Here is a 21,979-nt window from a genome sequence, read left to right as displayed (position 1 = left end):
CCGGCGGCACCGCCGCGGGACGCCGGTGGAGGGCGCCCGCGGGGCGGGGCGTCCGCCGGCCCGGTCCGGCCGGCGCCGCCGCGGCACTAGGCTGGCTCGTCGTGTCCGCCACCCCGCCGAGTCCCCCTGAGCCCGAGCCGGTCCCGCCGGCGGTCCAGGAGACCGTCCGGAAGCTGGTCGACCTCTCCCCGGTGCTCACCGAGCTGGGGCAGCGGTCCGCCGCCGCGGGATTCCAGGTCCACCTGGTCGGCGGCTCGGTGCGCGACGCGCTGCTGGCTGCCGCTGCCGGCGGGTCCGGGACCCCGGGCGACATCGACGTCACCACCGACGCCCGGCCCGAGCAGGTGCTCGAGCTGCTCCAGGGCTGGGCGCGTTCCACGTGGAACACGGGGATCGCGTTCGGCACCGTCGGCGCGGAGATCCGTGGCCTCCGGGTGGAGATCACCACGTTCCGGGCCGACCGGTACGACCGCGAGTCGCGCAACCCCGAGGTGGCGTGGGGCGACTCCCTGGTCGACGACCTCGCCCGGCGCGACTTCACCGTCAACGCGATGGCGGTCTCCCTCGGTCCCGATCGCACGGTCACCGATCCCTTCGGCGGCCTCGGCGACCTGCTCGCCCGGCGGCTGCGCACGCCGGGGGCGGCCGTCGAGTCCTTCGCCGACGACCCGCTGCGGATGCTGCGGGCGGTGCGCTTCGTCGCCCAGCTGGGCCTCGCCCCCACCGAGGACGTCGTCGCCGCGATGACCGCGCTCGCCGGCGACCTGGCCCGCATCACGCCGGAGCGCGTCAACGCCGAGCTGTCCAAGACCCTGCTCCAGGACTCCCCCCGCGCCGCGCTGGAGCTGTTCGTCGCCACCGGGCTGGCCGACGTCGTCCTGCCGGAGCTGTCGGCGCTGCGCATGGAGATCGACGAGCACCACCAGCACAAGGACGTCTACAGCCACTCGCTGACCGTGCTGGACCAGGCCATCGCCCTGGAGCTGGCCGACGACGACCACGACTCCCCCGACCTGGTGCTGCGCCTGGCCGCGCTGCTGCACGACATCGGCAAGCCCGCGACGCGGCGGCACGAACCCGGCGGGCGGGTCTCCTTCCACCACCACGAGGTGGTCGGGGCCAAGCTCGTGCGCAAGCGGCTCACCGCCCTGCGCTACCCCAAGGACGTGATCGAGGCCGTCTCCCGGCTGACCTTCCTGCACCTGCGCTTCCACGGCTACGGCGACGGCCACTGGACCGACTCCGCGGTCCGCCGGTACGTCACCGACGCCGGCGACCTGCTCCCCCGCCTGCACAAGCTGGTCCGGTCGGACTCCACCACCCGCAACAAGCGGCGGGCGGCGGCGCTGTCGGCGACCTACGACTCCCTCGAGCAGCGGATCGCCGAGATCGCCGAGCAGGAGGACCTCGCCCGCGTCCGGCCCGACCTCGACGGCAACGCGATCATGGAGCTCCTCGGCCTGCCCCCCGGCCCGGAGGTGGGCGTGGCGTGGCGGTTCCTCAAGGACCTGCGGCTCGAGCGCGGGCCGCTGGACCGGGACGAGGCCGAGGCCGCGCTCCGCCGGTGGTGGGCCGAGCGCCAGGGCTAGGCGCGCGGAACGCCGGACCCGGCGCGCACGTTGCCCCCTCCAGGAAAGGGGCGACGCTGCCGACATGACGGGTGTGGAACCCCAGCGACCCGGGGACGACGTGCTCGGGCTGCCGTCGTCGCCCAGCGGCCGGACGCCGCAGTGGGTCCTCGACGAGGCCGCCGGCGGGCCGCCCCTCCCGCCGCCCCTGCCACGCCGGCGCGGGTCCCGGGCCGGCCGCTGGAGCGCCGCCCTCGTCGTCGCGGCCGTGGCGGCCGGGCTGGCCTTCACCGATCCCCCGGCGTGGCCGTGGTCGACCGGGACCACCACCGCGGCGCCGGACCTGCCCGTCGTCGCGGCCCCGGCCCCGCCGACCGACCGGCCCACCCCGGCCGGCGCGACCACGCCGCTGGGCCGGCCCCCGGCCGGCATCCCGGGCGGCGGCGTGCACGCCTTCACCGCGACCCAGGCCGACGGCGTCACCCCGGTCGCCTACGACCCCTGCCGGGAGATCCGCTACGTGTTCCGCCCGGATGCGGCGCCGCCGGGCGGCGAGGCGCTGGTGCACGACGCGGTCGCCCGGGTCGCCGAGGCCACCGGCCTGACCTTCGTCTTCGACGGCTACAGCGACGAGCCGCTGACCGGCGAGCACGCGCCCTTCCAGCCGGAGCGCTACGGCGACCGGTGGGCGCCGGTGCTCATCGGCTGGCAGGTCGAGGCGGAGAACCCGGCGCTCGCGGGGGACGTCGTCGGCGAGGCGGGCAGCACCGCCGTCTTCCTCGACGACGGCCCGCGCGTGTACGTGACCGGCACGGTCAGCCTGGACGCCGGGCAGCTGCCGGCGATCCTGGCCGAGCCGGACGGCGCCGCCAGCGTCCGGGCGGTGGTGCTCCACGAGCTCGGCCACCTGGTCGGCCTCTCGCACGTGGACGACGACCGGGAGCTGATGTACCCGGAGGCGCGGCGGTCGTTCACCGCGTTCGCGGCCGGCGACCTGGCCGGCCTCGCGGTGCTCGGCGACGGGCCGTGCGTCCCGGAGCTCTGAGGCCGGGGGTGGGCGGGAGACCTCAGCGGCGGACCATGCGCGCGTGCAGCACGGCCGTGGCCACGTAGCCGACGCCCACGAGGACCAGCAGCGGCCGGGAGACGCCCGACGCGGGCAGGACGAACGCCCCGGCGACCAGAGCGGCGACGTACCCGACGTTGAACAGGGTGTCGTAGACGGAGAAGACCCGGCCGCGGTGGTCGTCGTCGATGCTCTCCTGCAGCGTGGTGTCGACGCAGATCTTCACGCCCTGGCCGAGCAGGCCCAGCAGGAAGCCGGCCGCCACGGCCGCCGCCGGCTCCAGCAGCAGCCCCAGGCCCAGCTGAGCGGGGCCGCCGGCCGCCAGGAGCAGGAAGATCCAGCGCTCCTTGCCCAGCCGGCGCACCGCGGCCGGGGTCACGGCCGCGGCGGTGAGCGTGCCGACCGCGCCGGCGGCGACCACCTCACCGAGCCCGACGAGGCCCCCGGGGAACGGGCCGGCCGCGCCGTCGAAGGTGTTCCGGTAGAGGAGCAACGCCATGAGCGTCAGCAGCCCGAACCAGACCCGGTGCAGGCTGATCGCGGTCAGCGCGGCGGCCGCGGGCCGGTGCTGCCATGCGTGGCGGGCGCCCGCGGCCATGCCCCCGACCACCTGGCTAGGCGAGAGCCGCGCCGAGCGGGCCATGTGGTCGGGGCCGAGGTGGGCGCGGGTGAAGCCGGCCACCACGCCGGCGGCCGCGAGGTAGGGCAGCGCGGCTGCCAGCGCCAGCGAGGCGTAGCCCGCGTCGTCCGAACCGGTCACCTGCAGGAGCGCGAGGGCGGCGCCGCCGCCGGCGACCGTCGCCACGGCACCGGACGTCGTCGAGAGCGCGTTGGCCGAGACCAGCGACGCCTCGTCGGTGGTGTGCGGCAACCCCGCGGACAGCGCGGCCAGGACGAACCGGTTGACCGAGAAGACCAGCAGCCCGGCGGCGTAGAACGCAGGCCCCTGCACGCCGCCGAGGACGAGCGCCGCCACCACCGCCACCAGGCCGGCCCGCAGCACGTTCGCGCGCAGGAGCACCTGCCGGCGGCTCCAGCGGTCCAGCCAGACCCCGGCGAAGGGGCCGACCAGGGAGTAGGGCAGCAGCAGGATGGCGAAGCCGGCGGCGACGTCCACCGGGTCGGCCGCGCGCTGCGGGTTGAACAGCACCGTGCCGGCCAGCGCCGCCTGGAAGACGCCGTCCCCGAACTGCGACAGGAGCCGGGTGCCCAGCAGCCGCCGGAAGTCGCCGCGGGTCAGCAGCCCGCGCACCGTCGTCCCCGCCACCGCCACGCGGTCACCCTAGGGCGACCGCCGCCGACCGCAGGGTCACCGCCGCCCCGTCGGCCGGGACGGCGGGCCGTGCCCCGCCCTGGCGGGTTCATCTGGGGCACACTGGGGAAGATGTCCCCGGTGCCTGCGCCCGAACCCGAGTCCGGCCCGCCCACGCGGCCCGCGACCGGTCGCCGACGTGCCGGAGCGGTTCCGCCGCTGTCGGTCGGAGCCCTCGACGACGTGCGCGCCGGCGCCCTCCTGGTGGCCATGCCGGTGCTCACCGACCCCACCTTCGCCGGGGCGGTCGTGTACGTCCTCGACCACTCGGAGAACGGCACCCTCGGCGTCGTGCTCGGGCGCCCGAGCCAGGTCGAGATCCGCGACGTCCTCCCCGGCTGGTGCGACCTCGCCGTCTCCCCCGGGGTCTTCCACGTCGGCGGTCCGTGCGAGACCGACACCGCGCTGTGCCTCGCGACCGCGGCGGGCGGCAGCCCGGCCGACGGGCTGCGACCGGTCGCCGGGAACGTGCACCTCGTGGACCTCGACGGCGACCCGGACGCGCTGGTGGGGCGGCTGGACGGGCTCCGCGTCTTCGCCGGCTACGCGGGGTGGTCCACCGGTCAGCTGGGCGGCGAGATCGCCGAGGGGGCCTGGGCGGTCGTGCCCAGCCGCCCGGGCGACGTGCTCAGCGGGCTCTCCGGCCCCCAGCTGTGGCGGTCGGTGATGGGCCGTCAGGCCGGCCGGCTCGCGGTGCTCTCCTCGGCGACGCCGGACCCCACCCAGAACTGAGCCGTCCGCCGTGTCGGGAGGCGCGAACGCCTCCGGTCTGGTAGGAAAGTGCACGGGAAGGGGCGGTCTGGGGAAGAGGCCGCCCCTTCCCGCATGTCCGGGCCCGGTCGCCGGAGCCGCCCCCGGGTGCCCGACGCCCCCCTAGATGCCGAACGCCTCGGCGATCTCCGGGTGCTCCGCGGCGGCTGCCGTCTCCTCCTCGCCGGGCAGGGCGAGCCTGCGGGTGCCGTGGTCGGCCAGCGTGACCGTGACCTCCGAGCCCCCACCCGGCAGCGGCGTCCGGTACCGGACCAGCGTCGCGTCGCCGTCGGCCACCGCGACGGTGCGCCCCTCGCGCAGCCGGTAGACGGTGGTCGGCCGGCCGTCGACCGGCTGCTCGGCCTCGAACGCGTACGGGTCGCCCAGGAACGCGGCGGGGTCGTCGGCGGTGCGGGCGCTGAGGTTCTGCAGCACCTGCACGACGACGTCGATCAGCTCCGGCTCCTCGCCCGCCGCGGGGAGGGCGCGGCGCAGGTAGGTGGCCGACGGGGCGCCGGCGGCCTCCAGCGCCTCGGGCAGCCCCGGCAGGTCACCGGACCACAGCTCGTCGGCGTCGAAGAAGAGCGTCCGGGTGTCGAGTTCCTCGTCGCCGACGGTCGTGACCGCCTGCGCCTGCCCGACGGCCCGCCGGAAGTCGATCTCGCCGGTGAGGGTGAGCACCGCGTCGTCGGCGAAGGGCACGGTGACGACGAAGTCGGCACCGCCCTGCTCGTGGTTGCGGTGGAGCAGCTTCGCCAGCACCGCGGCGTCCTCCTCGGTGACCGGGTCACCGGCCTGCCGGCTCTCCTCGGTGCACCCGGTGAGGAGGGCGAGGGCCAGCCCGGCCGCGGCCGCCCGGGGGACGAGCGGGCGGCGGTCGGGCATGGCGGCAGCGTAGTGAAGCCGGTCGCCCCGGACCGGCGGCGACGCGGCGCGGCACAGGAGGCTTTCCCTACGTCCTGACCCCCGGAGACGTAGGGAAAGCCTCCTGTGCCCGGTGGGGCTCAGCGCTCGATGTCGCCCCGGATGAACGCCTCGACGGCGTCGCGGGCCTCGCTGTCGCTGTACTGCACCGGCGGGCTCTTCATGAAGTACGACGACGCCGACAGGATCGGGCCGCCGATGCCGCGGTCCTTGGCGATCTTGGCGGCGCGGACGGCGTCGATGATGATGCCGGCCGAGTTGGGGGAGTCCCAGACCTCGAGCTTGTACTCCAGGTTCAGCGGGACGTCGCCGAACGCACGGCCCTCGAGCCGGACGTAGGCCCACTTGCGGTCGCTCAGCCACGGCACGTGGTCCGACGGGCCGATGTGCACGTTGCCCTGGCCCATGTCGCGGTCGACCTGGGAGGTCACCGACTGGGTCTTGGAGATCTTCTTGGACTCCAGGCGCTCCCGCTCGAGCATGTTCTTGAAGTCCATGTTCCCGCCGACGTTGAGCTGCATCGTGCGATCCAGCTGCACGCCGCGGTCCTCGAACAGCTTGGCGAGCACCCGGTGGGTGATGGTGGCGCCGACCTGGCTCTTGATGTCGTCGCCCACGATCGGGACGCCCGCGGCGGTGAACTTGTCCGCCCACTCCTTGGTCCCGGCGATGAAGACCGGGAGCGCGTTGACGAACGCGACGCCGGCGTCCAGCGCCGCCTGGGCGTAGAACTCCGCGGCGTGCTGCGAGCCCACGGGCAAATAGCAGACGAGGACGTCGGCACCCGACTCGCGCAACGCCGCGACCATGTCGACCGGCTGGTCGTCGGACTCTTCGATGGTCTCGCGGTAGTACTTGCCGAGGCCGTCCAGGGTGGTGCCGCGCTGCACGGTCACGCCGAGCGGCGGGACGTCGCAGATCTTGATCGTGTTGTTCTCGCTGGCGACGATCGCCTCGGAGAGGTCACGCCCGACCTTCTTGGCGTCGACGTCGAACGCGGCGACGAACTCGATGTCGGAGACGTGGTACTCGCCGAAGCGGACGTGCATCAGCCCCGGGACCGACGCACTCGCGTCGGCGTCCCGGTAGTACTCCACGCCCTGAACGAGCGAGGCCGCGCAGTTCCCGACGCCGACGATGGCGACCTTGACTGACCCCATGACTCTCCTTCTCCCTGGACCGTTGGTCCTGTGTTCCTGGACCGCGTGCGGTCCGGTGCTGTCTGCCGGCGGGGACGGACGCCCCACCGGCTGGTTTCACGTGGTGCCCGGCGGTTCCTCGCCGAACTGGCCGGGCTGCGCTGCTCCGCCCGCTCCGTCTCGTTCTGCCCCGGGCTCCGTCGCCTCCCGGCGCTCTCCCCCGGGCTCCGTCGCCTCCCGGCGCTCTCCCCCGGGCTCCGTCGCCTCCCGGCGCTCTCCCCCGGGCTCCGTCGCCTCCCGGCGCTCGCTGTCGATCAGCTCCGACAGCCACCGCACCTCCCGGTCCACCGACTCCAGCCCGTGGCGCTGCAGCTCGAGGGTGTAGCGGTCGAGGCGCTCGCGGGTCCGCGCCAGCGAGGAGCGCAGCCCCTCCCGCTGCTGCTCCACGGTGCGGCGACGGCCCTCGAGGATGCGCAGCCGGACGTCGCGGGCCGTGTGCCGGAAGAACGCCAGGCGGACGCCGAAGAGACCGCCGTCGTCGTAGGCCTCCGGGCCCGTCTGGGTGACGAGCTCGTGGAAGCGCTCCTTGCCTTCCGCGGTGATCGTGTAGACCACCTTCCCGCGCCGCCCGGTCAGCGGCGGCGCGTCGGCGGGGAGCAGGGCATGCCGCTCGGGCTCATCGGTGCTGATCAGCCCGGCCGCGTGCATCCGCCGCAGCGCCGGATACAGCGAGCCGTAGGAGATGCTGCGCAGCCCGCCGAGCACCTGCGCCAGCTGCTTGCGCAGCTCGTACCCGTGCATCGGTGTCTGGTGCAGCAGGCCCAGGATGGCGAACTCGAGCACGTCGCCCTCCCGGTCTCTGCGAATCGATGTATCGGGACGATACATCGGCGCTCCTCGCGATCTCCACCCCGAAGGCCTGGGGCGGGTGGTTCCTGCGGGACGAACACCGAGCTGGGGGGCCTTCCGGGAGCCCCACGGAGGCGGACCCGGTGCGTACATTGGCCGCCGTGCCCGGACGTCGATCCGTCGTGGACTACTCGCTGCAGCGGCGAGCCGTCCTCGCGGGAGTACATGCCGGGCGTACCGGGTTGTTCGAGGTGTGCGACGCCAGCCCCTACCTCTCCCGGGCGGCGAAGTACCACGGGCAGCCCACCGACGTCGCCTGCCCGGTGTGCCGCCGGGAACGCCTGACCCTGGTCAACTACGTGTACGGCGAGCACCTCGGACCGGTGGCCGGCCAGGCCAAGACCGAGGCTGAGCTCGCCCGCATGGACGCGGCGCAGGACGAGTTCTCCGTGTACCGGGTCGAGGTGTGCCGCGGCTGCGGCTGGAACCACCTGGACTGCTCGTACGTCCTCGGAGCCGAGCCCGAACCGGGCCGGCAACCGCGCCGCGGCCGCCGCCGCGCGGTCACCGAGTAGCCCGGGGGCCACCGGCCCGCACCCCCGAGCGGGGGAGGTCCGCGACGAGGCGGACCACCTGCTCCCACAGCTCAAGACGAAGTACGCCCGGGCACGTGCCCGGGCGTCGACCCAGACAGTTCAGGAAGGGGTGTGTTCGTGCCCAGCCACGACGAGACCTCGCCCGTCGCACCACGGGCCGGCTCGGTCCGCCGTCCCGCGGCCGTCCGCGCTCCCGGCTCCGGCGGCGGTGGCTCCGGCCGTCCCCCGGCCGGGGGCTCGGGTCGCCCGCCGGTCCCCGGGCGCGGACGCACCAGCGCCTCGCGCGGTGGCACGAGCGCCTCGCGCGGCGGCACCAGCGCGTCCCGCGGTGGCACGAGCGCCTCGCGCGGTGGCACGACGGCCTCCCGCGGCGGTGCTCCGGCCGGCCGTGGAGCGCGACCGGCCGGGAAGCCGGCCGCCAAGGGCAAGGGCAAGGCGGGGCGCACCCCGAAGCAGCGCCGCCGGCGCCGGCTGAAGATCGGCGCCGGCATCCTCGGCGGCCTGTTCGCGCTCCTGTGCGTCTTCATCGGCGTCGTCTACGCCACCACCGAGGTGCCCAGCCCCGACTCGGTCTCCACCAAGCAGACGACCGTCCTCTACTACTCCGACGGCACCACGGAGATGGCCCGGCTGGGTGACGAGAACCGGACGAACGTCACGCTGGACCAGATCAGCGAGCCCGCGCAGCAGGCGATCCTGGCCGCGGAGAACCGCAGCTTCTACACCGACCCCGGCATCTCCTTCACCGGCATCGTCCGGGCGGCCTGGAACAACGTGACCGGCGGCTCCACCCAGGGTGGCTCGACGATCACCCAGCAGTACGTGAAGAACGCCTTCCTGACGCACGACCAGACGTTCAGCCGCAAGTTCCAGGAGCTGTTCCTGGCGATCAAGCTGGACAACAACTTCTCGAAGGAGCAGATCCTCGAGAACTACCTGAACACGATCTACTACGGCCGCGGCGCCTACGGCATCGAGGCCGCCGCGAACACCTACTTCGGCGTCCCGGCCGCGCAGCTCACCGCGCAGCAGGGCGCCGTCCTCGCCGTCCTCGTCCGGAGCCCCTCGGGGTACGACCCGGAGACCAACCCCGAGGGCGCGCAGGACCGCTGGGCCCTCGTCCTCGACGCGATGGCCGAGGAGGGCTGGCTGACCGCCGAGGAGCGGGCCGCGTCGGTGTACCCGCCGGTGCTGCCGAAGACCGGCAGCACGCTCGGCATCCCCGAGACCTCCGAGGGGCTGATCGTCAACCAGGTCCTCCAGGAGCTCGAGGGCACCTACGGCTACGACGAGCAGCAGATCCGCGCCGGCGGCCTGCGGGTCACCACCACGGTCAGCAAGCAGGCGCAGGACGCCGCCAAGGCCAGCGTCGAGGAGGTCATGACCGGGGAGCCGGACGGCCTGCGCGAGGCACTGGTCGCCATCGACCCGCGCACCGGCGGCGTCGTCGCGTACTACGGCGGCCCGAAGGGCGCCGGCGACGGGGTCATCGACTACGCCCAGGCCCAGCGGCAGCCCGGCTCGTCGGTGAAGCCCTACGTGCTCGCCACCGCGCTGGAGCAGGGCATCGGCATCGACTCCCGCCGCGACGGCAGCTCGCCGATGAAGTTCGACGACCGGGAGAAGCCGGTGGTCAACTCCGGCGGCACCTCCTGCCCCGCCTGCACGCTGACCGAGGCGATGACCAAGTCGCTGAACACCACCTACTACGGGCTGGCGCTCGAGGTCGGTGCGGAGAAGGTGCGCGAGACCATCCTCGAGGCCACCGGCCTCCCCGAGGTCTGGGAGGTGGGCGGCCTCGCAGAGTCGACGACGCTCGCCAACGCCGACGGCGGCACCGGCTCCGCGATCGGCATCGGCGAGTACGAGATGCGGCCGATCGACCAGGCGCACGGCTTCGCCACGCTGGCCGCGGGCGGCATCGAGCGGGACCACCACTTCGTCGCGCAGGTGACCGACAGCCAGGGCGCCGTCCTGGTCGGCACCCCGCCGGACTCCGGCGAGCAGGTCATCCCGGCGAACGTCGCCAACGACGTCACCGTGGCCATGAAGGAGGTCGCCGGGTACTCGCGCCGGTCGCTGGAGGGCGGCCGCGAGGTGGCCGCGAAGACCGGCACCCAGGGCCAGGGGGAGAACAACTCCGATGCCTGGATGGTCGGCTACACCCCGTCCCTCTCGACGGCGGTGTGGATGGGCAACGACTCCCCCACCAACCCGATCGTCGACTCCCGGCAGCGGATCATCTACGGCTCGGGCCTGCCCGGCGCGATCTGGCAGCGGTTCATGGACACCGTCCTCGCCGGCACGCCGGAGGAGGACCTGCCGGACAAGGCGCTGATCAAGGGCGACACCGGCAAGGGCGTGCAGCTGCCCGAGCCGGAGCCGACGCCGACCCCCACGCCGGAGCCGAGCCGGCCGGCCCAGCCGGCCGTCGTCGACACCGACGGGGACGGCGTCCCGGACGACAAGGACTTCGCCCCCAACGACGCGACGGTGACCAAGAAGCCGGACCCGTCGACGGTGGACAGCGACGGGGACGGGGTGCCGGACAACAAGGACTTCGCGCCGAACGACCCCACGGTGACGAAGCGGCCGGACCCCTCGACCATCGACGCCGACGGCGACGGCGTCCCGGCCAACGCGGACCCGAACGACAACGACCCCACCGTCCCGGGCACGGGCGGGCGCAGCGGCGGGACACCCGGTCCGACGACGCCTCCGGCTCCGCGCTGATCCGTCCCGCACAATCGCTCGCATGAGCACCCCGGCCACGGGCCCGTCCGCCACCGCGGACGGGCCCGTCGTCGTTCCACGTGGAACGCACCCGCCGGGCGAGCCGGATCGGGTGGTGCCCTCCTGGGTCGATCCGGTCGTGCGCCAGGCGAGCGAGGCGGTGGGCGGGCCGTGGGGCCGGTTCGCCGTCACCGGGCGGGCGCTGTTCTGGACGCCGCTGCGGGTGTGCCTGCTGTTCACCACGCTGGTCCTGGCGGTCGCCTGGATCAAGCAGGCGCCGTGCTCCGACGGGAACTGGACGGCCGGCGTCCAGTACACGCACCTCTGCTACTCCGACGCGGTGCCGCTGTTCGGCACGCACGGTCTGGGTGACGGCGCGCTGCCGCACCTCGACGTGGTGGTCGACCAGCCGGTGCTCACCGGTGGCTTCACGGCGGTGGCCGCGGCGCTCGCCGGGGTCTACGACCGCGCGGCCGCCGGCTCCGGCGTGCTCCCCGAGATCCCGCCCGTGCAGAGCTACTACGTGCTCACCTGCCTGCTGCTGACCGCCTGCGCGTTCCTCCTCGTGCGGAGCACCCTCGCGCTGGCCGGGCGGCGGCCGTGGGACGCCGCCATCATCGGGCTCTCCCCGCTGCTGCTCGTGCACGCCTTCACCGGCTGGGACCTGTTCGCCGTCGCCCTCGCCGGCCTGGCGCTGTGGGCCTGGGCGCGGCGCCGGCTGCTGCTCGCCGGTGCCCTCACCGGGCTCGCCGCCGCGGCCGCGCTGCACGCCGTCCTCCTGCTGCTCGCGCTGCTCCTGCTGTGCCTGCGGGCCGGCCGGCTCCGGGCCTGGTCGCGCACGGCGCTGGCCGCGGCCGGCACCTGGCTCGCGGTCGTCCTCCCGGTCGCGCTCGCGGGGCCGGCCGGCTGGGCGGTCCTCCCGGCGCTGCCCGGCGTCGCGGCGGCCGAACCGGACAGCCTGTGGAACATCGCCGTGCACCTGACCGGGGGCCCGGGCGCCGACCCGGTGCCCGCCCTGCTGGACGCGGTCGCCGTCCTGGTGGGGCTGGCCGGGCTCGCCGCCGTGGCCTGGCTGACCCGGGTGGCACCGGTGCGCCCCCGGGTGCCCCAGGTGGCCTTCCTCCTGGTGGCGGTCGTCCTGCTCACCGGCACGACGTGGAGCCCGCAGGAGTCGCTGTGGCTGCTGCCGCTCGCGGCCCTCGCCCGCCCCAGGTGGCGGTCGCTGCTCGCCTGGCAGGCGACCGAGGCGGTGCTGTGGGTGCCGCGGCTGCTCTGGTACCTCGGCGCCGACGACATGGGCGTCGACGTCGAGTGGTTCTTCCTGGCCGTCGGGCTGCGGGACGTCGCCGTGCTCGTGCTGATGGCCCTCGTGGTGCGGGACGTGCTGGATCCGGACCGCGACGTCGTGCGCACCAGCTGGCCCGGCGTGGACGACCCGGCCGGCGGGGTCCTGGACCATCACATGGATGCCCTCCGGGCATCACCGCCGCCACGTGCCGTCCCCCGCGGGCGCTGAGCCCTTCCGTCGCTCGCTCGCGGGACCCTCCGGGCCCCACTCCTCACGACAGGACAGTCCACCGCGGCCACGTGCCGTCCCCCGCGGGCGCTGAACCCTTCCGTCGCTCGCTCGCGGGACCCTCCGGGCCCCACTCCTCACGACAGGACAGTCCACCGCGGCCACGTGCCGTCCCCCGCGGGCGCTGAACCCTTCCGTCGCTCGCTCGCGGGACCCTCCGGGCCCCACTCCTCACGACAGGACAGTCCACCGCGGCCACGTGCCGTCCCCCGCGGGCGCTGAACCCTTCCGTCGCTCGCTCGCGGGACCCTCCGGGCCCCACTCCTCACGACAGGACAGTCCACCGCGGCCACGTGCCGTCCCCCGCGGGCGCTGAACCCTCACGACAGGGCCAGGGTTCACGTCCCCAGGGCCGCCCGGAGCAGCGCGATCTCCGCGGCGTGACCCGCCTCGTCGCCGGGGGTCTCCAGGAGCACCGGGCAGTCGGCCCGCCGCGCCACCTCGACCAGCAGCTCCGTCGGGATCTCCCCGTCGGCCAGCGGGGCGTGCCGGTCGCGGCCGGAGCCGGCGGCGTCCCGGCTGTTGTTCAGGTGCACCAGGTCGATCCGCCCGGTGATCCCCCGGACGTCGTCGACCACGGTGGTCAGGTCCCACCCCGCGGCCCACGCGTGGCAGGTGTCCAGCACCAGCCCCGCGCCGAACTCCCCCACCGCCTCCCAGAGCCGGGCGAGCGCGTCCAGCTCCCGGGCCATGGCGTTGCCGCCGCCGGCGGTGTTCTCGATCAGCACCGGCACCGGGAACCCGCCGTCCTCGGCCTGGCGGGCGAAGGTCTTGCGCCAGTTGTCCACCCCGGCCGCCGGGTCGTCCTTCGCCAGCACGTGGCCGCCGTGCACGACCAGACCGCGGGCGCCGACCGCCGCGGCGGCCGCGGCGTGCGCTCCGAGCAGCTTGCGGCTGGGGATGCGGATCCGGTTGTTCGTGGTCGCGACGTTGAGCACGTACGGCGCGTGGACGAACACGGCGACGTCGGAGCCGAGCAGCGCCTCGGCGTCCGGGCGCGGCTTCGGTGCCTTCCACCCCTGCGGGTCGGCCAGGAACACCTGCACCGCGTCGGCGTCCACCTCCGCCGCGCGGGCCAGCGGCCCGCCGTCCAGCAGTTCGTTCTCCTCGGTCAGACCCGGTCCGACGTGCACGCCGATCAGCTGCTCAGCCACCCGGGGAGCGTAGAGCGCCGGTCCGACGGGGACACCGTGTCCATGGCGCTGGTAGCCTGGCCGGTGCGCGTCCTCTCCTGCTCCCTGCGGGTCCGGGCGCGCGACGCGTGTACGACCCTCCTGCTGCAGATGCCCTGCAGCCGCTGAGACCAGAGGAGGTGGGGTTCTCCGTGCGTCACTACGAATTGATGATCATCCTCGACCCTGAGCTCGAGGAGCGCACCATCGCTCCCAGCCTGGACCGGTTCCTGACCGTCGTCACCAACTCCGGTGGAACGGTGAAGACCGAGATCTGGGGCCGTCGCCGGATGGCCTACGAGATCAAGAAGCAGGTCGAGGGGATCTACGCGATCATCGATATCCAGGCCGAGCCGGCCGCCGTCCAGGAGCTGGACCGCCAGCTGAACCTGAACGAGTCGGTGCTGCGCACGAAGCTGATGCGACCCGAGGTCCACTGACCATGGCCGGCGAAACCGTCATCACCGTCATCGGCAACCTCACCGCCGATCCGGAGCTGCGCTTCACGCCGTCCGGGGCTGCCGTCGCCAACTTCACCGTGGCCTCCACGCCGCGGACCTTCGACCGCCAGTCGCAGGAGTGGAAGGACGGCGAGGCGCTCTTCCTCCGCTGCAACGTGTGGCGCCAGGCCGCGGAGAACGTGGCCGAGTCGCTCACCCGCGGCTCCCGGGTCATCGTCAGCGGCCGCCTCAAGCAGCGCTCCTTCGACACGAAGGAGGGCGAGAAGCGCACCGTCATCGAGCTGGAGGTCGACGAGATCGGCCCCTCGCTCCGCTACGCCACGGCCAAGGTCACCCGCGCCTCGCGCGGTGAGGGCGGCGGCGGTGGTGGCGGCGGCTTCGGCGGCGGCGGCAACAGCGGCGGCGGCTTCGGCGGTGGCGGCGGCGGCGGCGGGGCGAGCGACCCCTGGTCGACGCCCGCCGGCCCGTCCGACGAGCCTCCCTTCTGAGCAAGGACCCCGTCCCACTCGCCCCCCGCACGCTCGGGCGAGCCCCGGACGGGGCCAGACCCCTCGTACCCCTGATCTGACTACTGGAGAACTCCGGTGCCCAAGCCCCCTGTTCGCAAGCCCAAGAAGAAGGTCTGCCAGTTCTGCAAGGACAAGGCGACCTACGTCGACTACAAGGACACGACCCTGCTGCGGAAGTTCATCTCCGACCGCGGCAAGATCCGTGCCCGCCGCGTCAGCGGCAACTGCAGCCAGCACCAGCGCGACGTCGCCACGGCCGTGAAGAACAGCCGTGAGATGGCGCTGCTGCCCTACACCTCGACGGCGCGCTGATCATGAGCACGATGAAGCTGATCCTCACGCAGGAGGTCACCGGTCTCGGGTCCTCCGGCGACACCGTCGAGGTCAAGGGCGGCTACGGCCGCAACTACCTCCTGCCCCGCGGGCTGGCCATCCAGGCCACCCGGGGTGCCGAGAAGCAGGTCGAGTCCCTGCGCCGCGCCCGGGCGACCCGCGACGTGCGGTCCCTCGAGGAGGCGCAGGCCCTGGCCGGCCGTCTCACCGGGCTCACCGTCCAGGTGCCGGCGCGCGCCGGTGACGGCGGCCGCCTGTTCGGCCGGGTCACCACCGCCGACGTCGCCGCCGCGGTCACCGCGGCCGGCGGCCCGGAGCTCGACCGTCGCCGGATCGAGCTGCCCAGCAGCATCAAGACCACGGGCGAGCACACCGTCACCGTGCGGGTGCACCCCGAGGTCGCCTCCCAGCTGACGATCGAGGTCGTCGCAGGCTGAGCGAGGCCGTACGCGCCCTGAGCGCGTGCACCGTCCCCGAGGGGCGTCGGACTCCGGTCCGGCGCCCCTCGTGGCGTTCAGGGCGGCTACGGGCCTCTGTCCGCCGCCCGCCGTCCCCACCGCCCGGTGCCCGACCGCACCGCGCAGCGTGAGGTCGGGCACCACGGGGCGGGGCCGGCTGCCGGTCGCCGGACCGTCGCCGGGTGGTCGCCCGGTCGTCGACCGGTCGCCACCGCGCGGCCTGCTGTGACTCGTGGTGCGTCTCCCGAAATTTCTCCCCGGATTTCTTGCGTCCACACCCCCCGGCCGGCGTCCGTGCAGGTCAGCCGGGGTGCCCGCGTGCGCGGGGACGCGACCTCCCCCGTTTCCTCCACATGTCGACACGCCTCCGTCCACCGACTTGTCCACAAGTTGTGCAGATCGGCGTGCACAGCGGTGGTGGACGCCGCCCGCCGCAGTTCCTAACGTCCTCTCCGGCCACCACGGGGAGCCGGACTGTCGGTCCCCTCCGGTAGGCAGTGACCGAACGGATGTTCGGTCCGGCGTCGCCCGCCGAGCTCGCGTACTTCCCCTGCGCCGAGTGGTTCCGCGGGCGCGCCCGCAAGGAGATGGAGGTACCCCCGTGGCGGTGGCCGACGAGTTCAGCCGACCGACCGCGACGGCGCCGGCGTACGACCGGCAGCCGCCGCAGGACGTCGCGGCGGAGCAGTCGGTGCTCGGCGGCATGCTGCTGAGCAAGGATGCGATCGCCGACGTCGTCGAGGTGCTGCACGGCAACGACTTCTACCGGCCGGCGCACCAGGTGATCTTCGACTGCATCATCGACCTCTACGGCCGTGGCGAGCCGGCCGACGCGATCACCGTCGCCGCCGAGCTCAACCGCACCGACCAGCTGTCGAAGATGGGTGGCGCGGTCTACCTGCACACCCTCATCCAGTCCACGCCGACGGCGGCCAACGCGGGCTACTACGCCGCGATCGTGGCCGAGCAGGCGGTGCTGCGCCGGCTGGTCGAGGCCGGCACTCGCGTGGTGCAGCTCGGCTACGGCGCGGCCGGGGGCAACGGCGACGTCGACGACATCGTCGACCGCGCCCAGCAGGAGATCTACGACGTCACCGAGAAGCGGATGAGCGAGGACTACTCGCGCCTCGAGGACGTCCTGCAGCCGACGATGGACGAGCTCGACGCGATCGCCTCCCGCGGTGGCACCGCCCGCGGTGTGCCGACCGGCATCCGCGACCTCGACGAGCTGACCAACGGCCTGCAGGCCGGTCAGATGGTCGTCATCGCGGCCCGTCCGGGTGTCGGCAAGAGCACGCTGGGCCTGGACATCGCGCGGTCCGCGACGGTGAAGCACGGGATGCCGGCCTGCATCTTCTCCCTGGAGATGAGCAAGCACGAGATCACCATGCGTCTGCTCTCGGCCGAGGCGAAGGTGCCGCTGCACCACATGCGCGCCGGCACGCTGTCCGACGAGGACTGGGCCAAGCTGGCCCGCCGCATGGGCGAGGTGGCCGACGCGCCGCTCTACATCGACGACTCGCCGAACATGACGATGATGGAGATCCGGGCGAAGGCCCGGCGGCTCAAGCAGCGCAACGACCTCAAGCTCATCGTCATCGACTACCTGCAGCTGATGACGTCGGGCAAGAAGGTCGAGAGCCGCCAGCAGGAGGTCTCGGAGTTCTCCCGTGCGCTCAAGCTGCTGGCCAAGGAGCTCGAGGTGCCGGTCATCGCGATGTCGCAGCTGAACCGTGGCTCGGAGCAGCGGCAGGACAAGAAGCCGATGCTGTCCGACCTCCGTGAGTCCGGCTCGATCGAGCAGGACGCCGACATGGTTATGATGATCCACCGCGAGGACATGTACGAGAAGGAGTCCCCGCGGGCGGGCGAGGCCGACATCATGCTGGTGAAGCACCGCAACGGCCCGACCGCCAACGTCACCGTCGCCTTCCAGGGCCACTACAGCCGCTTCGTGGACATGGCAAACTGACCTTGCGCCCGGTCCCTAGTCGGGGGCCGTCGCATGTTCCAGGCTTCCACGCGGGCGGACGGTTGCGCCGAGCCACCCGTAGGCGAGGAAGAGGATGTCCCCGAGTCGATGGAGACTTCCGTGCCCCACCGCAGCCGGCGACGAGCGACCCTCTCGGCGCTCAGCATCCTGACCGTGGTCCTCGCTGCCACGGCTGGCACCTCGCCGGATTCCGGGAGGACAGGGCACCGGGGACCGGCTGGGGAGGTCGCCACCCGGGCGGACGCCGCCCAGCCGGTGTGGGTGTTCCCGTCGAACTCGCTCACCGTGGCCGATCCCGACCAGCGGACGGGGAGGCGGGTGGCCCTTCCCTCCACGGACTGCTCGACGGTTATCGCCTGTGGGCTGGTCCGGAGGCTGAACCAGCTGGACGGCTTTGACCTGGACCCGCGGCTTGCGATCCGCTTCACCGACCCGGTCGATCCATCCGAGGTCGCCGGCCTCATCTCCATAGAGCGGGAGGGGGGCGGCTGGCGGACCGGAGTCGACCGCGTCGTCTACAACCCCCTCACGCTCACCGTGTACGCACACCCGGCCGAGCAGCTCGCCCCCGGCACCACCTACCGGCTCCGGCTGCGAAGCAGTCCTGGCACTGGTCCGGCGGAGGAGAGGTTCACGACGCTGTCGGCCACGGACGGCCTCCTCGACCTGCGCCGGCAGATCGACGACGGCACGGCCTTCCGCGCCACCGGGATCACCCGGCCGGGCCTGCGGATCGACGGAGTCTTCCCAGTTTCCGGGACCACCGTGCAGTTCGAGGCGGACACGATCGCGGCGCCCGGGGCGCTCGGTGGGCCACCGGTGTCCGTCCCGCAGCCTATGAGCGGGGGCACCCTGGTCTTTGGATCTTTCGAGGCGCCATCGTGGCTGCGGCAGGACGTGACGATCCAGCAGACGCCCACAGGGGACGCCGGGCCGGACCCCGTGGCAGCCGATCGGTTGCCCTTCGTCGCCGTTCTCCCGGAAGGGGAGGCCCCCGCCGGGGGCTGGCCGGTCGCCGTCTTCGGACACGGCTTCACGGAATCGATGACCAGGGTCTTCCTCGCAGCCCAGGAGAACGCGCAGCGAGGCATCGCGACCATCGCCACGAACGCCGTCGGCCACGGCTACGGCCCGGAGAGCCGCTGGATCATCGGTACATCCGACGGCGAGTCGAGGACCCTGCCGAGCCTGGGGCGTGGCGTCGACCAGGGGGACACGGACGCCACCATCACCGGCGCGGAGGGTTTCTCGGCGACCGGGCCGGCTGCGGCGGTCTCCTCGCGGGACGCGCTCCGCCAGACCGCGGCGGACATCATGACCCTGGTCCGGTCGCTGAGGGGGACCGACGTCGACGGTGACAGGCGGGCGGATCTCTCGGGACACGACGTCGGGTACGCCGGACAGAGCCTGGGCGGGATGTACGGCGCCATGCTCACGGCGGCCGACCCGGCGGTGGCCCGATCGGCGCTGAACGTGCCCGGTGGGCCGATCACCGAGATCGCCCGTCTGGCGCCGTCGTTCGAGCTGGTGACCGAACAGGCGCTGGAGGCCACGGGCCTGCCGGGTGACCCGGCCGCCATGCGGCAGCTCGTCGCCGAGGCGTTGCCCGTCGTGGGACAGGACCCGGTGGTCGCCACCGCGCCCCGGGCGCTGCTGCTGGCGGACTACCTGGCGGGGGCGACCTGGCTGGCCCGGCCGGGCAGTCCGGAGGCCTTCGCCCCGCTGATCCGACCCGAACGGGTACTGGTGCAGGTGGCATTGGGCGACCGATCGGTCCCGAACTCGACATCGTTCTCGGTCGTCGACGCCGGGGCGCTGTGGTCACGGACCAGCCTGTACCGCGGCGACGAGACACCCGATGAGGCCAGCAACCCGCACGCCTTCCTCCTGCAGACGCCACGGCCGGCTGCGCTCCAGGGCCTGGCGCAGATCGCGGCCTTCCTCGACACCGGTCGGGTGGTGGACCCTGACGCGGCGGAGGAGGTGTGGGAGGTGCCGATCCGCGATCCGGCCGTCCTGCTCTCGCAGCGCGAGCCGGCGCCGGCGCAGCAACCCTGACCGACTTCTCGGCTCACCCCTGGGCTGGTCCCGCCCGAGGGGGAGGCCGAGCTGCCTCGCGAGCCCGCAACCGGAGAGGCCCAGGACCACGTGGGTCCTGGGCCTCTCCGGTTCGACGAGGTGCCCTGGGGTCAGGCGGCGGCCTTCGACTGCAGCGCGCGGCGGACCTTGGGCCCACCGGTGGTCATCTTGTACAGCTTGGCCAGCTGCGCCGGGGCGTTCTTCGGCGTCGTCTCGGCCAGCCAGCCGTTGGGCAGCGAGAGCCGGATGACCTTATGCCAGGCGCTCGCGACCTGCTTGTACAGCGGGGCCGAGTGGTAGGTGAGGTCGTAGCGGTCGAAGATCTCCTTCACCCGCGGGGCGATCTCGGCGTACCGGTTGCTCGGGATGTCGGGGAAGAGGTGGTGCTCCACCTGGTGCGACAGGTTCCCGGTCATCGTGTGCATGGCCTTGCTGCCGGAGATGTTCGCCGAGCCCAGCATCTGGCGCACGTACCACTCGCCGCGGGTCTCGCCGTCGATCGAGGTCTTCTCGAACGTCTCGACGCCCTCGGGGAAGTGGCCGCACATGATCACCGAGTGCGACCAGAGGTTGCGCACCACGTTGGCGGTGAAGTTCGCGGCCAGGGTCGGCAGGAACGACGGGCCCGACAGCAGCGGGTGGACGACGTAGTCCTTCGCGGCCTGGTTCCGGATCTTCTTGAGCACCTGCTTGGCGGCGGCCCGGAACTTCGGGTCGTTGCGGCGCTTCTTGGTGGCCAGGTTCTTGCCGAGCTCCAGGTCGTACGCGGCGATCCCGTACTCGAAGAAGCAGGCGTTGATGAAGTTCCAGAGCGGCTGCGCCAGGTACATCGGGTGCCACTTCTGGTCCTCGTCCACGCGCATGATGCCGTAGCCGAGGTCGTTGTCCTTGCCGATCACGTTCGTGTACGTGTGGTGCAGCTCGTTGTGCGAGTGCTTCCACTGCTCGGCCGGGCTGGCCATGTCCCACTCCCACGTCGTGGAGTGGATCTTCGGGTCGCGCATCCAGTCCCACTGGCCGTGCAGGATGTTGTGCCCGATCTCCATGTTCTCCAGGATCTTGGCCACCGAGAGGCCGGCGGTGCCGAGCACCCAGGCCGGGGGGAACTTGGAGAACAGCAGCACGGCGCGGCTGCCGAGCTCGAGCTTGCGCTGCACGTCGATGACGGTGCGGATGTACTTGGCGTCGTCCTCGCCCAGGCTGTCGCGGATCTCCTGGCGGATGGTGTCGAGCTCCTTGCCGATGAGCTCGATGTCCTCGGGGGTGAGGTGGGCGATCGGGTTCTCGGGCTTCTTCTGGATGACGGTCATGTCCGGGCTCCTGGGGCTCGAGGTGGTCAGTGGTCGATGTCGCAGGCGCCGGCGGCGGCGCTGACGCAGGTCTGGATGAGGACGCCGTCACCGACGTCCTCGGCGGTGGTGATCTCGCCGTTGCGCAGGTCGCGGACCGCGCCGGCCCGCATGGGCAGCACGCAGCCGTAGCAGATGCCCATGCGGCACCCGCTGGGCATGAGCACGCCGGCCTCCTCGGCGGCGTCGAGGATCGGCGTCGCGCCGTCGGCCTCGACGGTGGTCCCGTTCTTCGTGAAGGTGACCGTGCCGCCCTCGCCGGTCACGAGGATCCGCGGGCGGAAGCGCTCGGTGTAGAGCCGGTCGGCGATGCCTACCGACGCCCAGTGCTCCTCGAGCGCCTCCAGCATGCCGACCGGGCCGCAGGCCCAGGTGGCGCGCTCGTGCAGGTCGGGCACCAGTTCGGCGATGGACCGGGCGTCGAGCATCCCGGCGCTGTCGGTGTGCTGCTCGATCAGCCGGATCCGGCCGTCGGCGGCCATCTGCCGCAGCTCCTCCCCGAAGACGACGTCCTCGGAGGTGGGCGCGGAGTGCACCAGCACGGTGTCGGCAAGGGAGTCGGCGGAGTTGCGCAGGATGCCCATGACCGGGGTGATCCCCGAGCCGGCGGTCACGAACAGGGCCTTGCCCGGAGTCTCCTCCGGGAGGCAGAACTCCCCGGTGGCCTGGTCGAGCTGGATGATCGTGCCCGGCTTCACCCGGTGCACCAGGTGGTTGCTGACCTTGCCGTCGGGGATGGCCTTCACCGTGATGGTGAAGCAGCCGTCCGGACGGCCGAGCACCGAGGTGATCGAGTAGGCGCGCCACTGGCGGACCCCGTCGATGTCGATACCGATGCGGACGTACTGGCCCGGCACGTGGGGGAGCCAGTCGCGGCCGGGGCGGATGACGATGCTCGCCGCGTCGCGCGTCTCCTCGTGCACGGCCTCGATGCGACCGCGCAGCGCCGCGCCGGAACGGAGCGGGTCGAACAGGTCGAGGTAGTCGACCGGCAGCAGCGGGGTGGTCACCAGCTCGGCCAGCTTGAACACCCGGTCCCGCAGCGCGGGCCGCGCCGGCGTACGGGCCGCGGCAGGGCGCGGGGCGGTGGCTGTCATATCTCTACCTTTCCC

Annotated in this window: 19 protein-coding genes; 12 read left to right on the top strand and 7 right to left on the bottom strand. The window is 73.2% G+C overall.

Annotation, left to right across the window (positions count from 1 at the left end):
- Window positions 1-101 precede the first annotated feature (101 nt).
- Window positions 102-1,589 carry a CCA tRNA nucleotidyltransferase gene (locus tag BD833_RS14265; protein WP_208092674.1) on the top strand — a complete coding sequence of 496 codons (1,488 nt, stop codon included), beginning with the start codon at window positions 102-104 and terminating at the stop codon, window positions 1,587-1,589.
- Window positions 1,590-1,653: 64 nt separating this feature from the next.
- On the top strand, window positions 1,654-2,613 hold the full coding sequence (locus BD833_RS14260; RefSeq protein WP_166533814.1) for a matrixin family metalloprotease: 960 nt from the start codon (window positions 1,654-1,656) through the stop codon (window positions 2,611-2,613).
- A 22-nt stretch (window positions 2,614-2,635) separates the two neighbouring features.
- Here the strand turns inward: BD833_RS14260 and BD833_RS14255 are convergent, their stop codons facing one another.
- Complete coding sequence (locus tag BD833_RS14255; RefSeq protein ID WP_166533813.1) at window positions 2,636-3,907, bottom strand: MFS transporter; 1,272 nt, start codon at window positions 3,905-3,907, stop codon at window positions 2,636-2,638.
- A 111-nt stretch (window positions 3,908-4,018) separates the two neighbouring features.
- Here BD833_RS14255 and BD833_RS14250 point away from each other — a divergent pair, with 111 nt between their 5' ends.
- Window positions 4,019-4,678 carry a YqgE/AlgH family protein gene (locus BD833_RS14250; protein WP_166533812.1) on the top strand — a complete coding sequence of 220 codons (660 nt, stop codon included), beginning with the start codon at window positions 4,019-4,021 and terminating at the stop codon, window positions 4,676-4,678.
- A gap of 141 nt (window positions 4,679-4,819) precedes the next feature.
- Here BD833_RS14250 and BD833_RS14245 read toward each other — a convergent pair whose 3' ends face one another.
- The 3 genes from BD833_RS14245 to BD833_RS14235 all read right to left on the bottom strand — a co-directional run bounded on the left by BD833_RS14245 (window position 4,820) and on the right by BD833_RS14235 (window position 7,602).
- Window positions 4,820-5,581, bottom strand: coding sequence for a hypothetical protein (locus tag BD833_RS14245; protein WP_166533811.1), 762 nt, complete (start codon window positions 5,579-5,581; stop codon window positions 4,820-4,822).
- 119 nt (window positions 5,582-5,700) lie between these two features.
- Complete coding sequence (locus BD833_RS14240; protein ID WP_166533810.1) at window positions 5,701-6,780, bottom strand: inositol-3-phosphate synthase; 1,080 nt, start codon at window positions 6,778-6,780, stop codon at window positions 5,701-5,703.
- Window positions 6,781-6,876: 96 nt separating this feature from the next.
- A complete protein-coding gene (locus BD833_RS14235) occupies window positions 6,877-7,602 on the bottom strand; it encodes a PadR family transcriptional regulator (RefSeq protein ID WP_243737667.1) in 726 nt (241 codons plus the stop codon).
- 167 nt (window positions 7,603-7,769) lie between these two features.
- On the opposite strand from BD833_RS14235, the gene BD833_RS14230 reads away from it, so the two are divergent.
- From BD833_RS14230 to BD833_RS14220, 3 genes are all read left to right on the top strand, one after another.
- Window positions 7,770-8,183: a DUF5318 family protein gene (locus BD833_RS14230; protein WP_208092673.1), complete on the top strand. Its 414-nt coding sequence runs from the start codon at window positions 7,770-7,772 to the stop codon at window positions 8,181-8,183.
- A 138-nt stretch (window positions 8,184-8,321) separates the two neighbouring features.
- Entirely contained in the window at window positions 8,322-10,937 is a 2,616-nt protein-coding gene (locus tag BD833_RS14225) for a transglycosylase domain-containing protein (protein ID WP_243737666.1), read from the top strand.
- A 115-nt stretch (window positions 10,938-11,052) separates the two neighbouring features.
- A complete protein-coding gene (locus BD833_RS14220) occupies window positions 11,053-12,453 on the top strand; it encodes a glycosyltransferase family 87 protein (RefSeq protein WP_243737665.1) in 1,401 nt (466 codons plus the stop codon).
- A 398-nt stretch (window positions 12,454-12,851) separates the two neighbouring features.
- On the opposite strand, the gene BD833_RS14215 is transcribed toward BD833_RS14220, so the two are convergent.
- Window positions 12,852-13,667: a deoxyribonuclease IV gene (locus BD833_RS14215; protein ID WP_208092672.1), complete on the bottom strand. Its 816-nt coding sequence runs from the start codon at window positions 13,665-13,667 to the stop codon at window positions 12,852-12,854.
- 170 nt (window positions 13,668-13,837) lie between these two features.
- Between BD833_RS14215 and rpsF the strand changes: the two genes are divergently transcribed.
- The 6 genes from rpsF to BD833_RS14185 all read left to right on the top strand — a co-directional run bounded on the left by rpsF (window position 13,838) and on the right by BD833_RS14185 (window position 19,497).
- The gene (rpsF, locus tag BD833_RS14210; RefSeq protein WP_166533806.1) at window positions 13,838-14,125 is read left to right on the top strand and encodes a 30S ribosomal protein S6; all 288 of its coding nucleotides are present in this window, start codon (window positions 13,838-13,840) and stop codon (window positions 14,123-14,125) included.
- A 2-nt stretch (window positions 14,126-14,127) separates the two neighbouring features.
- A complete protein-coding gene (locus BD833_RS14205) occupies window positions 14,128-14,634 on the top strand; it encodes a single-stranded DNA-binding protein (RefSeq protein WP_166533805.1) in 507 nt (168 codons plus the stop codon).
- Between the two features lie 96 nt (window positions 14,635-14,730).
- A complete protein-coding gene (gene rpsR, locus BD833_RS14200) occupies window positions 14,731-14,967 on the top strand; it encodes a 30S ribosomal protein S18 (RefSeq protein WP_014378671.1) in 237 nt (78 codons plus the stop codon).
- A 2-nt stretch (window positions 14,968-14,969) separates the two neighbouring features.
- On the top strand, window positions 14,970-15,425 hold the full coding sequence (rplI, locus tag BD833_RS14195) for a 50S ribosomal protein L9 (protein ID WP_243737664.1): 456 nt from the start codon (window positions 14,970-14,972) through the stop codon (window positions 15,423-15,425).
- Window positions 15,426-16,047: 622 nt separating this feature from the next.
- Complete coding sequence (gene dnaB, locus BD833_RS14190; RefSeq protein ID WP_166533804.1) at window positions 16,048-17,418, top strand: replicative DNA helicase; 1,371 nt, start codon at window positions 16,048-16,050, stop codon at window positions 17,416-17,418.
- Window positions 17,419-17,757: 339 nt separating this feature from the next.
- The gene (locus BD833_RS14185; protein ID WP_166533803.1) at window positions 17,758-19,497 is read left to right on the top strand and encodes a S9 family peptidase; all 1,740 of its coding nucleotides are present in this window, start codon (window positions 17,758-17,760) and stop codon (window positions 19,495-19,497) included.
- 131 nt (window positions 19,498-19,628) lie between these two features.
- Here the strand turns inward: BD833_RS14185 and BD833_RS14180 are convergent, their stop codons facing one another.
- A complete protein-coding gene (locus BD833_RS14180) occupies window positions 19,629-20,828 on the bottom strand; it encodes a fatty acid desaturase family protein (protein WP_166533802.1) in 1,200 nt (399 codons plus the stop codon).
- A gap of 26 nt (window positions 20,829-20,854) precedes the next feature.
- A complete protein-coding gene (locus BD833_RS14175; RefSeq protein ID WP_166533801.1) occupies window positions 20,855-21,964 on the bottom strand; it encodes a ferredoxin reductase in 1,110 nt (369 codons plus the stop codon).
- Between the last annotated feature and the right edge of the window lie 15 nt (window positions 21,965-21,979).

Source organism: Blastococcus xanthinilyticus (genome assembly GCF_008124835.1).
GTDB classification, from domain to species: domain Bacteria; phylum Actinomycetota; class Actinomycetes; order Mycobacteriales; family Geodermatophilaceae; genus Blastococcus; species Blastococcus xanthinilyticus.
This window is presented reverse-complemented; position numbering and strand designations above follow the sequence as displayed.